The following is a 14887-nucleotide window of genomic DNA, read 5'->3' on the forward strand; positions in this document are numbered from 1 at the left end:
CCATAAAGAACATGAGCCCCCCTGAACGGAGGCGGCAGCATTGCGTCTGGAACAGCCATCGAGAGCACGAAGTTTTAATGCATTGATTGGCTTTATCTTTTCTTTGTGATCTTCGTGGTGAATTAAGAAAATTCATACCGTTTTCATTAATTCCTTAACGGTTTGCCGGTCTTCAGCATGTGGTCCAGTCTCGCCAGGGTGCCGGGCTGCTGTACCAATTGCACGAAGGCTTCTCTTTCCAGCGCCAGGATGTCGCCTTCGGCCAAGGGCGAGGTGATATCGCTATCGCCGCCGCTCAACACATAGGCCAGCCTGGCGCCGACCTCGACATCGTAATCGGTGGCCTTGCCCAGCAGATGCAGGGCCTTGACGCCCATGCCGAGCAATATCCTGGCGGTCTTGCCGGGCATCGGGTAAACACAAGGTTCCGGTGGCGCATAATCCTGGCTGAGTGCCAGCGCCCTGGCCTTGGCATCGGCCAGCAGACGGTTTTTGTTCATGCTGATGCCGTCGCTGTGCGCCAGGAACAACAGTTCTTTCGCCTCGAAGGCCGATTTCGATACCTTGGCCATGCCGATGGTTTCGAAGGCCTTGACAACCGGCGGTATAGGGCCGCCGGGACGCTTGGGGTGCTTCAGCCAGCGGCGCAGGTATTCCTTGCAGCCGCCCCAGCCCGGAATCAGGCCGACGCCGACTTCCACGAGGCCGACATACAATTCGGCATGCGCCTGTATGGCGTCGCAATGCAGCAGAATCTCGCAGCCGCCGCCCAACGCCAGCCCCGATGGCGCGCCGACAACCGGGAAGGGGGCGAATTTCAGGGCCTGATAGGTCTGCTGTCCATGCAGGATCAATTGCTCGACGGCCGGCCAGTCGCTGTTGTGAATGGCCTCCATCAGCAAGGTGAGATTGGCGCCGGCGGAGAAGTTTTCGCCGTCGTTATGAATGACCAGGGCAGAAAATTCATTGCTGACTTTGTCGATGCTTTGCCTGATCAACGTCATGGTGTCCATGTCCAGCGTGTTCATCTTGCTGTGAAATTCCAGGCAGGCCACGCCGTCGCCGATATCCCACAGACTGGCCGAGGGATTGACCAGCACGGCCGGCCGCCGCAGTTTTACATCGGATAGCAGCAGCACGCCTTCCGCTCTGCGCACCGGCCGGTAATGGCCCGACAGATCGGTAAAGCTCAGTTGTCCGGCATCGGCCCGATACAAGGGCTGCCCGGCGGCCAATATCGGCGGCACCTCGCGGTTCTCCGCGCGCAGTTTGTCAACGAACCAGTCGACGCCGATCTGGTCCAGCAGTTCGAACGGCCCGTATTGCCAGTTAAAGCCTTCGCGCATGGCGGTATCGACGGCAACGATGTCGTCGGCTATTTCGGGCACCAGCCCGGCGGCATAGGCCAGGGTCTTCGACCAGACCTGCCAGGCGTAAAGGGAGGCCGGGCTTGAGCCGGATAACAAGGCTTGCAGGGGAGTACGGGCGATCGCGCCCACGGATTCATGCAGATCGTCGGTCCTGGGCTTTTCGGCCGGGCGATAAGCGCCGGTTTCGAGGTCGATCGCTTCCTTGACGCGCCGGCCGCCGGTTTCGTTCAGCCGGTAAAAGCCGCCTTTGCCCTTGCGACCGGTATAGCCGTCCCTGATCAGGTTGTTGACCAGGTCAGGCAGCCGGTTGACCTGATGAAACGCGTCGACCGGCGGCAGAGAATGCGCCATGCTGGTCAGGATATGCGGAATCAGATCCAGGCCGACCAGGTCCAGCAGGCCGAAGACGCCGGTCTTCGGTATGCCGAAAGGCGCCATGACGGCATCGGCATGCTCGACGGTCAGATGCCGGTCCATCGCTTCCAGCAAACCGCATTGCAGCCAGTACACGCCGATGCGGTTGCCGATAAAGCCGGGCGTGTCCTTGCAGACGACGCAGTCCTTGCCCAGTTTGATATCGGCGAAGCGGCGGACCGTTTCGACCAGTTCGGGCCGGGTGTCAGGGCCGGCCACCAGCTCCAGCAGCCGCATGTAGCGGGGCGGGTTGAAAAAATGCGTGATCATGAAGCGCTGCCTGAAGCTTTCCGGCAGGTCTTGCGTCAATAGCGCCAAAGGCAGCGTCGAGGTGTTGGAGGAGATCAGGCAGTCATCGCGGCAAGCCGATACCAGCTTCTGGTAAAGCGACTTTTTTATCCGAGGGTCTTCGATGACGGCTTCTATAACCCAGTCCGCATCCGCCAGACTGTCGAGGTGGTCTTCGATATTGCCCGGCGTGATCAGCCGCGCGTTGTTTTTATGCATCAGCGGCGCCGGCTCGGCCGCCAGCAGTTTCTTGACGGCCGTTTCAGCGATGATATTGCGGTTTTTGGCGTCTTCGGGAACGATGTCGAGCAAATACACAGGTACGCCGGCGTTACTGATATGAGCGGCGATGCTGGCGCCCATGACACCAGCGCCGATGACGGCGACTTTTTTTATTTCCATCAGATTGCCTCCAGAATGGTCGCTATACCTTGACCGCCGCCGATACATTGGGTGGCTAATGCATAGCGTTTGTTCTCGCGCTTGAGCAGGCTGGCCGCTTTGCCGGTAATGCGGGCGCCGGATGCGCCCAGCGGATGGCCCAGAGCGATGGCGCCTCCGTCCAGGTTCAGTTTATGCAATGCGATCGGCATGGCGGCCAGGACGGCGATGGACTGTGCGGCAAATGCCTCGTTTAATTCAACGATGTCGATATCGTCCAGTTCGAGTCCGGCGCGCTGCAAAGCTTTGCCGGTCGCGCCTACCGGACCGATGCCCATGATTTCCGGGGCGCAGCCCGACACGGCGGTCGACTTGATGCGCGCCAGTTTATCGAGTCCGTGCGCGTCGGCATATTCCTCGCTGCAAACCAGCACCGCGGCGGCGCCGTCGGTCAGCGGCGAAGAGGTGCCGGCCGTGACGCTGCCGTTCGCCTGAAAAGCGGGCGGCAGTTTTGCCAGTGCCTCGGCATTGGTATCCGGCCGGATGCAGCCATCCTGGTCCACGCGCCCGAAGTCCGGCGTGTCGATCGCGATGATTTCATCGGCCAGCCGGCCCTGTTGCTGGGCCGCGTAAGCCTTTTGCTGGCTTAACAGGGCGAAAGCCTCCTGGTCGAGGCGGGGGATGTCGTATTGCCGGGCCAGGTTTTCGGCGGTGTCGCCCATGCTGATATAGGCCTGGGGAAAAGTCTCGAAAAGGGCGGGATTGGGCATATAGTTGTAGCCGCCCATCGGAATCCGGGTCATGGATTCGACCCCGGCGCAGATGAATGCGGAGCCGGCATTCAGTTGAATGGCGCCGGCGGCGATGTGTATGGCTTGCATGGATGAGCCGCAGAAGCGGTTAACGGTCATGCCGGCGACGGAAATCGGCAGCCCGGCCAGATTGACGACCAGACGGGCGACGTTAAGCCCCTGTTCGCCCTCCGGAAAGGCACAGCCCAGGATAAGGTCTTCGATATCGTTCGGGTCGACGCCGGTTTTTTCTATGAGTCCCTTGACAACCCGAGCTGCAAGATCGTCCGGTCTGACTTTTACTAGGCGGCCTTTGTGGGCAGGCGTAAACGGCGACCGGCAATATCCAGCAATAACAACATTTTTCATGGTCCTTATCTCCTGTAAATAGACTTAGGAACGTGAATTTTATAATTCCCGTTCCTTAATTTCTAATGACTCGACTCCGGCAAGTTAAGTTTTCAGGTTAAGTAAAATTCCGCTAGCTCTTCTTTGACCCGCCTCCGGTTTATTGGTTTCATCGACGCAGCCGGTCATGAAATCATGAATCATTTCCCAGGTTTTTCCAATATTATTTAACAGGATGCCGTGCTGTTTGGCATTAACGACCATGAGCTGCTTGTGGGGGGTGCCGAGTTTGTTGAAGATTTCCTGCGCGCTCTTGAACGAGACGATGGGGTCCTGATCGGCATAAATGACCAGGACGGGGATATTGATGAGCGGCAGATAGCTATCCATGTCTTCGATCAGCAGCCTCAACTCATATAAACTTCTGATCGGGGTATGCCGGTAATTGATGGACGGATTTTCCGGTATGTTTTCAATAAACCGTTTGACGCCCTCATAGGCTGAAACCCAGCCGACCAGTTTATTGGTGCCGTGCAGTAACGGCACCAGCATAAAGGTCGGGTTGAGGAACTTCAGCGGCACGGCAATGGCGCTGACGCCGATGATTTCCGGATGTCCTTCCGATCCCAGCTTAAGCGCCAGCGCGCCGCCGGTGGAGAAACCGGTGACGAAAATCCGCTTGCAGTGGGCCTTGAGTATGTTGAAGCCGCGCTGCACGGACGCGTACCAATCCTGCCAGCTCTGGTCGCGCAGGGCATACGGCGACGAGCCGTGGCCTTTCAGCCTGACGCCCAGGACCGTGTAGCCCTGTTTGACCAGATGTTCGCCATAACTGCGGGTCTCGGCGGGGCTGGCGAGCAGGCCGTGTATCAGCAATACGCCGGAGCCGTTAGCGTGCTCGGGCTGCAGGAAAAACGGCGAAGGATCGGCGGTGGCCGTTTCATGCTCGTTGATGTCGTCAAAATGGGATTTGCTGTACAGATGCTGTTCCCAGCTTAAATCGCGGCATTCGTCGTCGAAGTGCCAGGCGGCCAGCTTTTGCGGGTCGATATGATCGTATTCGGCCATTGCCTTGACCATGGTCTTGCGCACGGCGGTGATCGGTTCGGCCTCGTTATCGTAAACCGCGATCAGGTTTTCCAGGCGGATGTTGTCAAAATCATGCTCTTCCAGCAGTTTGGGCAAAAACTGATAGTAATCTTCGTATTCGAGAATCAGGCCGTTGCTGATCGCCACCGTGATGAACTGCTCGAAGCGCTTGCTGGTGCCGGTGATCAGATCGCTGTAATCGATCGGATTCAGCAGGCTCCGGTGCAGATTGATTTTGGTGTTGTTCTGCAGATGCTTGACGGCGATATACAAGGTCGTGAAAAAACGCTGGCGCTCGATCTGCTGCCGGCCCCGCTCGATGCAATGCATGATCAGCGTCGAGGCCAGATGGCTCAGGTTGATCGTGACATTGGCATAGATTTCTTCCATGTACTGGTTGCGCGTGGCGGCGGCGCTTTTTTTAAAATACGAGCCCAGCAGCTTCTGCTTCCAGTTCCTGGGCCTGGCATGCAGCGCGAACACATCATCGAGGGTGGTGAATTCGGCGGCGACCAGGTCCAGCAGATAGCGGTTCCACCAGTGCCAGACTTTATATGGGTCGACCGGCGCGCCCATGCGGATATCCATGTCGGTATTCTTGAGCAGGATGTTGCCCTCGATCAGCAATTCCTCGGTCTGGCGCAGGCTCAGGCCGTCGGCGAACAGTTCGACGCCGGTCAGCAGCAGGTTTTCATCGGACCGGATCGGATAAAACGTGATATTGGCGGGTATGATCAGGGTCGGCTTGAGCGCGGCGGTCAGCAATTGGTCGAGATTGTCGAGGTGCAGTTCTTCCTTCCAGCGCAACAGCTGATCGTATCTTTTATCGGAATAGGCATTGCGGATCGTGGCTTTGAAGGCTTCGAGACCTTGCGCCAGCACGGCGGGACCGGTGTGGTGCTTGCGCCTTTCACCGGTCAGTCGGGAATAGACGCTGTAATGGCCTTTTTTGTCCATGACGCGGCGGTCCTTGACCATGCCGCCTTCGGGGAAAATGATGACTTTGCGGCCGCGAAGTATCTGTTCGGCCAGCAACGGAAACAGGCGTTGGTGATCGTGCGGGAAAACGCCGACGTTTCTCAGGTAGCGGGCCAGCACGGTATCGCCTTCAAAGAATTCGCCGGAGGCGATGGCGCAGCTGTAGGCGCCGGTTTCCTCATAGATCAGAAATTGCGGAATGAACGTTTCAAAGCGCGAAAAATGATTGAATAAAAAGATATCGCCTTGCTGAACCTGAGTATCGGCATGGAGCTTGAACTTGACGCTCAGCATTTTTCTGACGGAATTAAATACCTTTATCGACCTGTTGTAGAGTGCGGTATCGATATCACTCCAGTTATCGGGATAAGGTATTTTGGGCATAACGCTATTCCTCTTGAGGGGGCGATAGATTCAGGTAATGTTTGGTTACGGGAACCGAGTCGGGCGTATCGGTTGGGTCAGGCGCCGATAATTCCAGCGTATGAGTCACAACGGGGACCGTATCGGTTATCGGTGTGGTCTGAACGGCATTATCGGGGGCTGTCTCGGCGGCGTTCACCTCGACAGCCTCCGCTTCGGCCGCTCCTGTCGCCGCGTCATCGAAGTCGTCCATGTCGGAGAGTTCTTTATCTATGTCAAAGCCATTATTATCCAGTTCCGGGACATTGCCGTCATTGACCAGATAATCGCGGTGCTGCTGGTAGGAGTTTTTGATGAACTCGTAGCGATCCACGGACGCCTCGTCGATCATTTTTTCGGTCGACATCAGGCCGGCCCGGGTATCGGCGACATCGACCGCGCCGGAAGCCAGTGACACGGCATTGACAATGCCGCCGGAAAATAAAAAGGTATAGGTCAGAGGGCTCAATATGGCATCGCCGAGCAGGCCGACCGCATCGCGCGGCGAACTGGCGCCGGCGAATGGCAGCACCAGATAGGGGCCGGACGGAATACCCCAATAGCCCAGGGTCTGGCCGAAATCCTCATCGTGTTTGGGCAGGTCGATATGCTTGGCGACATCGAAAATCCCCACCACGCCGGCCGTGGTATTGACCAGGAAACGGCTCATGTCCATGCCGGCCTGCAGCAGTTTAAACTGCAGCAAATCGTTGACGGTGACGCCGATGTCGTTCAGGTTGCTGAAGAAGTTGGTCACGCCTTCATCGACCGCATCCGAGGTCGCCCACAGATATCCTTTCGCCATCGGTTTTAAAATAACGTCATCGACGTCATCGTTGAATGACTGCGCGCCCCGGTTCCAGCCTTCCAGCGGATCGTTCGCGTTGGTTTCACCCGGAGTGGAGGTGGTTGCGCAACCGCCTAAGGCACCCGAAAGAATCAGGCCAGCGGTAAATAAGCGGGTATTGATAATGGATATTTGCATTTTTTCAACCTGTTTTTAAATATGGTTCTTTCGACAGCCGGCAATACGGGAAGCGTATCTTTCGATCGCTCCGTATTATAAAGCATTCAACCCCTGCACTGCATGAAGGCGTGTTCATATCAGCCAGATTGGTTGCCCCCTTTTTTTTACCGTGACTTCATGTCTCAAATAATGCATCAAACCAGATCTTCCATTGTCGATACTTATCCTTTAAGGCATCGGTATCGGTTGTTTGCGGTACTTGTACCGATTTTCTCTGATAAGCCGGCGGCAGACCGGCGGCCAGGATAGCGGCGCCGAGCAGGCTGGCGTCTTTTTGCTGCAAATCGTGGACTTCAAGCGAGGCGCAGGCCGCGATGCCTTGCCGCAGCGCCGGCACTTCGGACAAACCGCCCGACAGATACACCCGGTCCAGGCCATAGTAAAGCCGGAAATCCTCCAGTATGCGCGTGACGCGAAAAATGATGCCTTCCAGCAACAGGCAGGCAATCTGATGTTCATCAAGATGGTCGACCGGCGCCGAGAAGACGATGCCGGACGTTTCGCGAAAATACGGCGCGCCCAGCCCGCTAGGCTCGCAGATACAGAACAATTGCGTCGATTCGGCCAGGTCTTCCAGCCGGCAGTCCCGGTAAGGATAGGGCGCCAGCGCCGCCGCGATGGAGTTGATCGTGCCTTCGATAGCGGTATGCGGCTTTGAATCCGTGTCCTGATAGACCAGCGTTTGCAGGTAACCGTCCGGCGGCATCGCGTCTTGTCCGGGCAGATAACGGACCACAAAACCGCCGGTGCCCAGGTTGACCAGCGCTTCCGCGCCGTCGGGCCGGATGCTGGCGATCAGGGCGGCGGACTGGTCCGCGATGTCGGCCTTCAGCGTGCAGCCGTTGTTCAGTGCCAGGTCAAGACCGGAAGAAGGCGTGATGGCCGGCAGGATGTTTAACGGAATCCCGAACAGGTCGCATAAAACCGGTGACCAGTCGGCTTGCCGGACATCCATCAACAAGGTGCGCGCGGCCATGGAAACATCGGTTTGATAGCGGTTGCCGCCGGTCCAGTGATAGATCAGGAAGCTGTCCAGCGTGCCGGCCAGCAGCATGCCTTGTTCCAGGTCGTCGCGCAACGCCGGGTATTCCTCCAGCAAGACGCGCAGCTTGGGGGCGAAATAATACGGCGTCAGGCGCAGGCCGGTCAGGTTTTTTATCAGCGGCTCTTGCGATCGCAAGGCCTTGCAGCCGGCTTCACCGCGCGTGTCCTGCCAGGAGATCAGCGACGTGACCGGCAGGCCGCTGATTTTGTCCCAAAGCAAAAAAGAGGAGCGCTGGCAGGACAAACCCAGGCCGGCGTTGCCGCCGGCATCGGCCAGGCACAGGTCCAGCAGTTCGGTGGCCGTGGTCAGATAGGCCAGGGCATCGCATTCGCAGATGCCGTTCTCGCCCGTAGTGGTCGGCGCCGGGCGCGAAAACACGGCTGCAAATTCGCCGCTGTCGGTCAGCAGGCCGGCCTTCAGGGCGGTCGAGCCCAGATCAAGCGCAATAGTCGGTGTCAATGTCATAGCCATTTTTGTACGCAACTGTTGAGTTGAAGATTCATTGTGGCGCGGTCCCATCCCAGCGCTTCGGCGCCAATGCTAGCCAGGCGCCGCAATTCGGACGGCGCCAGTTTCGCCAGGATCAGCAACGGCAGGCGGCGGCGCAGCAGGTCTTCCAGATGCACGACCATTTCATGGCGCGCGCAAAAAATCAGGTCGGCCATGATAAACGGCAGCGCCGGCGTGATGCGCTGGGCCAGATCCGGCTCCTGCTTGCATAATTGTAGTATGTACGCTACCCGCCTGCCATGGCGGCGCAGCAGCCAGTGTGCGCTGATGCTGTCGATGCCGAGTTGGGTGGCCTGATATAAAACGCTGGCGGACCATTCCGCATAGTCCGTGCCGGGGCTCCACGGAAAGGCTTTGCCGAAAGTCTGGCCGGCGGCGCCGACGCCCAGTTGTCTGCATACCGTATCGACGATGCGTTCGGCATCCTCGCGCGCGGAAGTCAGTTTTCCGCCGATGGAGGACAGCAGGCCATTGCCGGCGATCTTCAGGCTCCAGTCACGGCTGACGGCCGAGGGCGATGCTTCATCGCCGGACTTCAGCACGCGCAAGCCGGCGAAGCGGCCGATAATATCGTCTTCCGTCCAGTTCGGCTTCTTCAGTACGCGATTGGCTTCGGACAACAGATAGCGGATGTCTTGTGCCTCGACCGCCACCTGCTCGATATCGCCGTCATAATCGGTATCGGTTGTGCCGAGCAGCGTCAGGCCGTACCAGGGCATCATGAAAAACACGCGCCCGTCGGCTTGCGCGGTCAGCAGCAAGGCGTCGTTTTCCAGCGCTTTCGGCAGGATCAGGTGCACGCCTTTTGAGAGTCTGTAACGGTTGCCGCCATGCAGACGCGCCGACCATTGGCCGGCCGTGTTGACGATCAGGGCGGCGCTGACCTCAGCGGTCTCGCCCGTGATCCGGTCCCGGCAAACCGCGCCGCGGAGCCGGCCGTCGTGTTCCAGGAGGCGCTCGACCCGGCAGTAATTCAGGCAAACCGCGCCGCTGTCCTCCGAGCCGGCTATCAGTTCCAGCACGAGGCGGGCATCGTCGGTTTGGGCGTCGAAATAGGTGAATCCGCCCGTTAAACCGGCGGTATTGAGGTGCGGAAAACGTTCGGCGAATTCGGCGGCGGAATGGTAGCGGTAAGCCTGGGTTTTGGGAACCGTGCCGGCCAGCAGGTCGTAGAGGAGCAAGCCGATTTTTAATTGCAGCGAGCCCATGCGGCTGTCTTTATAGACTGGTACCCCGAAACGCAGCGGCCAGACCCGGTGCGGCGCGGCTTGCAGCAGCATTTGCCGTTCCGCCAGGGTTTTTCTGACCAGTTTCAAATCGAGCGATTCCAGGTAGCGCAAACCGCCATGAATCAGTTTGCTGGAGGCGGAAGAGGTCGCGCCGGCCCAGTCGCCCTGATCGACAATGGCGACCTTCAGGCCGCGCAAGGCGGCATCGTAGGCTGTCCAGGCGCCGTAAACACCGCCGCCGCATACCAGTACATCGAAATTCCGCTCTTTAAGCCGCGCAAAATCCCGGTACATAAATCAGGCTCGTGTTTGAATCAGTTTCATTCATGGCGATAGCAGACTCCCGAACTCGATCACAAGCGGCTATGGCTTGCAGACACAAATTTTCGACCTCATCAGGAAATGAAAATTCATAAGCCCTTAAAATATCTGTCGGGATTTTTAACGCAGTGAGCATAATGCCGGAAGATTTGTCCTAAAAGGCATGGACACTTTGCATGGAATAAAAATTACCGCCGATGATTGTCATTGAGCAAATCTGCCGCCTGGTTTCCGATGTCAATTTTTCTCTGCCAGGCATGAGGCGGCTATGAAAAAACTTATCGCTTCGCTTATGTTGCTCGGCCTGCTCTTGGGTGCCGTCTTGCTTGCGGTTCCGCATCCTCGCGAGCTGTTTTCGCTGATAACGGCCGATGAGCCTTCGGCCTTGCCGGTTCCGGTTCAGGACGTGTCGCCCGGCGCCATTGCCGACACCTGGGGCAGTCCGCGCGGCAGCGACCGCGAGCATAAGGGCATCGACATTTTCGCCGCACGCGGCACGCCGGTGCTGGCGCCGGTCCGGGGGTTGGTCCTGGATATAGGTCAGAACCGCCTCGGCGGCAATATCGTCAGGCTATTGGGGCCCGGTCTTCAGGTCCATTACTTCGCCCATCTGGATCGCTTCGGGCCTGTTAAAGAGTATGAATTCGTGCAGCGCGGCGATGTCATCGGCTATGTCGGCAATACCGGCAATGCCAAAGGTACGCCGCCGCATCTGCATTATGGAATCTATGCCTATCGCCAGGGCGCGGTCAATCCTTATCCGCTGCTGATGGCGGGGGCGGAAAGCCGGTGAGCTTGGGAATGGGATGAATCGAATAATTGATGTCATACAGATAGGGCTGCTATTCCGATGACGGCATCGGGCGTAAGCAACTTTTAACGGGCACTTTATGGGTTCGGATGAAAATCGGGTATATGCCAATGAAATGATTCATACTTGAGGTCGGGTAATATTTAGTAACAACTGGGCGTCATGCCGATTCGGGCAGGGTATAATCAAGCCGGCCCAATATATTTAAGGAAAAGTTTTTGTCTGCTACGGTGAAATATCTATGAATGATGCCGCAATAAGTCCGGACTCCCCGTCGCTGCTGAAAGTCCATACGCAAGTGGACGGTAATACAGTGGCCAAATTGACAGGCAACTGGACGCTCCGCAATCTGGCGATGGCGCCGTTATTGCGGCATAAGCTCGAAAAACTGGCCAAGGACGAGGCCATGCAATGGGATATGGAGGGTATTGAGGTGCTCGATAGCGGTACGGCCTTGATTCTTTGGCGGGACTGGGGGCAGCGCATGCCGGCGTCACTGCGGATACGGCCGGAGCATGAGCGCTTGTTCGAACGCTGGCAGGCGCAGGAAATTGCGGAGCCTGCGCCCGAGGATCCCGGCTCGGTCCTGCTGTTTCATTACCTGCAGCGAACGATCGGAAGTTTCTGGGGGCAATTGCTGGACCTGATCATGCTGTTGGGTCAACTGGCGCTGGATATCGTTTTTCTGTTCCGGCGTCCGCGCGCCGTGCCCTGGTCCGAGATTTCCGGCACGATTTATGAGGCGGGCGTGCGGGCCCTGGGGATTACCGCCCTGGTCGGTTTTTTGATCGGCATCGTGCTCAGTTATCTGTCGGCGCTGCAATTAAAAATTTTCGGCGCTGAGATTTATATTATCGATATTCTGGGCCTGAGTGTGATTCGTGAGCTGGGGCCGCTGCTCGCGGCCATTCTGGTCGCCGGCCGTTCCGGTTCGGCGATGACCGCGCAAATCGGCATCATGCGCGTCACCGAGGAACTGGATGCGCTGTCGGCGATGGGCATTTCCCATTCCTTGCGCTTGATCCTGCCTAAAGTCACGGCGCTGGCGATTTCGATGCCGCTATTGAGCGTCTGGACCAGCGCCATGGCGCTGATCGGCGGCATGGTGTCGGCGCAGAATACGCTGGATATCAGTTACCAGCAGTTTTTCCTCAAGCTGCCTGATGTGGTGCCGCTGCTCAATGTTTTTATTGGCCTGGGCAAGAGCGTCGTGTTCGGTTTGATGATCGCGCTGATTGCCTGTCATTTCGGCTTTCGTATCGAGCCCAATACCGAAAGTCTCGGCAATGAGACGACTAATTCGGTGGTGGCCGCCATTACCGTGGTGATCATGATCGATGCCGTGTTCGCAATCCTGTTCATGAATGTGGGCATGCCATGATTGAGCCACCGGTCAATTCACCCGCATCCATGCCGTCATCGGCAGAGGCTCCCTGTGGCCCGGAGGGCATACCGCCGGCATCCTTGCAGTCAAACGCGATACGGATGGAAAATATCTGGACCCGCTTCGGCGAGAAGGTGGTTCATGAAAATATCAACTTGTGTCTGCCGCGCGGCGAGATTCTCGGACTGGTCGGCGCATCGGGTTCCGGCAAGACGGTGTTGCTGCGCGAAATTATCGGCCTGCAAACGCCCAGCCAGGGCGAGGTATTCGTGATGGGGCGGTCTTTGAAGAACATCCAGGCCAACGACAGTCAACGGTTGCGGACCAATTGCGGCGTGCTGTTTCAGAAAGGCGCGCTGTTCAGCGTGCTGGACGTGTTCGATAATATTGCCTTCCCGTTGCGCGAACTGGGCATTCGTGACGAGGAATTGATCAAGCACCTGGTGTTCATGAAGCTGGAAAACGTGGGGTTGTCGCCCCGGGATGCCTGGCTGAAACCGGCCGACCTGTCCGGCGGCATGACCAAACGGGTCGCCCTCGCCCGTGCGCTGATCGTGGAACCGGATCTGCTGCTGCTGGACGAGCCGACTTCGGGCCTGGACCCCATTTCCAGCGAGGATTTTGTCGAACTGTTATCGAGGCTGCATCGGGAGCTCAAATTTACGGTCTTCATGGTGACGCATGACCTGGATATATTAAGGGACTTATGCACGCTGGTGGCGGTGCTGGCCGATCACCGGCTGGTCGCGTTCGGACCGCTGGCCAGGGTCTTGGACAGCCAGCATCCTTTTGTCGAAGAATTTTTTCACAATAAACGCGCTGAGCGGGTATTTCATCACTATCAAGAGACTACGCATGGGCAGAAATAATCACGCTTTGATGACCGGCCTGTTTCTGGTCGCTTTAATCACGGCGACGGCGGCCGTGATTTACTGGATAGGCCATTTCGAGCGCGAACGCGATCTGTATGTGATTTCAACGCGCGAATCCGTGTCCGGCCTCAATCCCGAGTCCACGGTATTCTACCGGGGCATTGCCGTGGGCAAGGTGCTCAAGGTCCGGTTCGATCCGAGAGATACGGGCACGATTCTGGTGCCGATTGAAGTCGATAAAGACATCACGCTGACCAAGGGCGTCTACGCCACGCTGCGATTGAAAGGCGTTACCGGCTTGACCCAGATCGAACTGCAGGATGCGGGCAACATTCAGGAGGTTTTGCCGCCAGGCAATAACCCTATGACGCGTATCCCGTTAGTGCCTTCGCTGACCGACAGGCTGATGATGTCAAGCGAGGATCTGCTAAAGAAAGCCGAGCAGATCATGGGCCGCCTTAATAGCCTGCTCAGCGAGGAAAACGAGAAAAATATCAGCGATATCCTCCGAAATTTCAATACCCTGACCAACAAGTTTTCCGATTTGCAGACAGGCATCGATAAAGCACTGGCCGGTATTCCTGCGTTAAGCGCCGATGCCCAAAAGACATTGGCCCATATCAACGCCTTGACCGACGATCTGAAGCAATTGACCCGTAATGTGCAGGCACTCAGCAATAAAGCGGAAAGCCTTGCCGATAAAGGCGAAACCACCGGCAATCTGCTGCTGGAAACGACGATGCCGAAAATCAACGATTTACTGGTTGAGTTACAGTCCGCCACGTCGCAGGTCAAACGCGTGGCCACCATGCTCGAGAACAACCCCCAGAGCTTGTTGTTCGGACCGAATGAACCAGAACCAGGTCCGGGCGAACCCGGCTATAAGGAGCCGAAATGAGATATTCGAGTTTGTTAGTGTCAGCCATTATCATGGCGAGTGCCGGCTGCAGCGTTGCGCCCAAACCGTTGCAGCCTGCGCTGCACGACTTCGGCGCTCCTTATTTACAGTATGAAAACGGAACGTTCGCCAGGCCGGCCGTTACCGTCACCGCGCCCAAGTGGTTACGGGACAACCGCATCCGTTACCGGCTGCTCTACGCGGCACCGACACGGGTAAGGTTCTATGCCTTGGACCGCTGGATTGCGCCGCCGCCGGAATTGTTCGAGCAGCATCTGATCGCCGGGGCCAAGCCGCTGGAGTATTTACTGAATATCCGCCTGATGGATTTTGAGCAGCAGTTCGAAGCGTCGGATCGGGCCCGCGTGGTCATGCGTTTTTATCTGGAAGCCTATGCGCCCGACAGTAAACGCCAGCTCGGCGCTCACGAATTTCACCTGCAACAAGCGACGCAAACGCCCGATGCCGCGGGCGCGGTGACGGCCTTCGCCGGATTGGTGCAGCAGGCCGAAAGCAGAATTCAGGATTGGCTGGCGGGTCTGCCCGAAAGCGGCCAGCCTGATATTGCATCTGAACCGTAGGGCGGGGAATTGTTATCGACGGACAAAAAAAACCTCCCGGAGCCGGTGGCAACGGGAGGTATAAGAGATACAGAATTTGATAAGTTCTGAATTTTCACAGTCCGAGGAGGTATATGAAACGGGTGGAGATAAGCTTTTTTAGCTTGAA

General features: G+C 57.3%; 11 protein-coding genes. 5 read left to right on the plus strand and 6 right to left on the minus strand.

Translation table 11 applies throughout. The features are described from left to right. Positions 1-146: 146 nt before the first annotated feature. From METMA_RS0117020 to METMA_RS0117045, 6 genes are all read right to left on the minus strand, one after another. Positions 147-2474: a 3-hydroxyacyl-CoA dehydrogenase/enoyl-CoA hydratase family protein gene (locus tag METMA_RS0117020; protein WP_020160315.1), complete on the minus strand. Its 2328-nt coding sequence runs from the start codon at positions 2472-2474 to the stop codon at positions 147-149. Next, entirely contained in the window at positions 2474-3613 is a 1140-nt protein-coding gene (locus METMA_RS0117025) for a thiolase family protein (RefSeq protein WP_020160316.1), read from the minus strand. The genes METMA_RS0117020 and METMA_RS0117025 overlap by 1 nt, the downstream gene beginning before the upstream one ends. An 84-nt stretch (positions 3614-3697) precedes the next feature. Next, entirely contained in the window at positions 3698-6043 is a 2346-nt protein-coding gene (locus tag METMA_RS0117030) for an alpha/beta fold hydrolase (protein ID WP_020160317.1), read from the minus strand. A 4-nt stretch (positions 6044-6047) separates the two neighbouring features. Continuing rightward, the gene (locus METMA_RS24900) at positions 6048-7046 is read right to left on the minus strand and encodes an MlaA family lipoprotein (protein WP_020160318.1); all 999 of its coding nucleotides are present in this window, start codon (positions 7044-7046) and stop codon (positions 6048-6050) included. A gap of 157 nt (positions 7047-7203) precedes the next feature. After that, positions 7204-8604 carry an FGGY family carbohydrate kinase gene (locus METMA_RS0117040; RefSeq protein WP_198014528.1) on the minus strand — a complete coding sequence of 467 codons (1401 nt, stop codon included), beginning with the start codon at positions 8602-8604 and terminating at the stop codon, positions 7204-7206. Next, on the minus strand, positions 8595-10166 hold the full coding sequence (locus METMA_RS0117045) for a glycerol-3-phosphate dehydrogenase/oxidase (RefSeq protein WP_020160320.1): 1572 nt from the start codon (positions 10164-10166) through the stop codon (positions 8595-8597). The genes METMA_RS0117040 and METMA_RS0117045 overlap by 10 nt, the downstream gene beginning before the upstream one ends. Positions 10167-10461: 295 nt before the next feature. On the opposite strand from METMA_RS0117045, the gene METMA_RS0117050 reads away from it, so the two are divergent. The 5 genes from METMA_RS0117050 to METMA_RS0117070 all read left to right on the plus strand — a co-directional run bounded on the left by METMA_RS0117050 (position 10462) and on the right by METMA_RS0117070 (position 14739). After that, positions 10462-10986 carry a M23 family metallopeptidase gene (locus tag METMA_RS0117050; protein ID WP_020160321.1) on the plus strand — a complete coding sequence of 175 codons (525 nt, stop codon included), beginning with the start codon at positions 10462-10464 and terminating at the stop codon, positions 10984-10986. A 259-nt stretch (positions 10987-11245) separates the two neighbouring features. After that, on the plus strand, positions 11246-12385 hold the full coding sequence (locus tag METMA_RS0117055; protein ID WP_020160322.1) for an MlaE family ABC transporter permease: 1140 nt from the start codon (positions 11246-11248) through the stop codon (positions 12383-12385). 104 nt (positions 12386-12489) lie between these two features. After that, complete coding sequence (locus METMA_RS24905) at positions 12490-13257, plus strand: ABC transporter ATP-binding protein (RefSeq protein ID WP_020160323.1); 768 nt, start codon at positions 12490-12492, stop codon at positions 13255-13257. Beyond that, a complete protein-coding gene (locus METMA_RS0117065) occupies positions 13244-14158 on the plus strand; it encodes an MlaD family protein (protein WP_020160324.1) in 915 nt (304 codons plus the stop codon). Before METMA_RS24905 ends, METMA_RS0117065 begins: the two co-directional genes overlap by 14 nt. Beyond that, the gene (locus tag METMA_RS0117070) at positions 14155-14739 is read left to right on the plus strand and encodes an ABC-type transport auxiliary lipoprotein family protein (RefSeq protein ID WP_020160325.1); all 585 of its coding nucleotides are present in this window, start codon (positions 14155-14157) and stop codon (positions 14737-14739) included. Before METMA_RS0117065 ends, METMA_RS0117070 begins: the two co-directional genes overlap by 4 nt. The last annotated feature ends 148 nt before the right edge of the window (positions 14740-14887 follow it).

It is taken from the genome of Methylobacter marinus A45, from assembly GCF_000383855.1.
Classification (GTDB): domain Bacteria; phylum Pseudomonadota; class Gammaproteobacteria; order Methylococcales; family Methylomonadaceae; genus Methylobacter; species Methylobacter marinus.

What these genes read in the sequence shown, in the direction of transcription:
- METMA_RS0117020 (WP_020160315.1), bottom strand. Translation starts at nt 2,474, where the DNA reads ATGGAAATAAAAAAAGTCGCCGTCATCGGCGCTGGTGTCATGGGCGCC.
- METMA_RS0117025 (WP_020160316.1), bottom strand. Translation starts at nt 3,613, where the DNA reads ATGAAAAATGTTGTTATTGCTGGATATTGCCGGTCGCCGTTTACGCCT.
- METMA_RS0117030 (WP_020160317.1), bottom strand. Translation starts at nt 6,043, where the DNA reads ATGCCCAAAATACCTTATCCCGATAACTGGAGTGATATCGATACCGCA.
- METMA_RS24900 (WP_020160318.1), bottom strand. Translation starts at nt 7,046, where the DNA reads ATGCAAATATCCATTATCAATACCCGCTTATTTACCGCTGGCCTGATT.
- METMA_RS0117040 (WP_198014528.1), bottom strand. Translation starts at nt 8,604, where the DNA reads ATGGCTATGACATTGACACCGACTATTGCGCTTGATCTGGGCTCGACC.
- METMA_RS0117045 (WP_020160320.1), bottom strand. Translation starts at nt 10,166, where the DNA reads ATGTACCGGGATTTTGCGCGGCTTAAAGAGCGGAATTTCGATGTACTG.
- METMA_RS0117050 (WP_020160321.1), top strand. Translation starts at nt 10,462, where the DNA reads ATGAAAAAACTTATCGCTTCGCTTATGTTGCTCGGCCTGCTCTTGGGT.
- METMA_RS0117055 (WP_020160322.1), top strand. Translation starts at nt 11,246, where the DNA reads ATGAATGATGCCGCAATAAGTCCGGACTCCCCGTCGCTGCTGAAAGTC.
- METMA_RS24905 (WP_020160323.1), top strand. Translation starts at nt 12,490, where the DNA reads ATGGAAAATATCTGGACCCGCTTCGGCGAGAAGGTGGTTCATGAAAAT.
- METMA_RS0117065 (WP_020160324.1), top strand. Translation starts at nt 13,244, where the DNA reads ATGGGCAGAAATAATCACGCTTTGATGACCGGCCTGTTTCTGGTCGCT.
- METMA_RS0117070 (WP_020160325.1), top strand. Translation starts at nt 14,155, where the DNA reads ATGAGATATTCGAGTTTGTTAGTGTCAGCCATTATCATGGCGAGTGCC.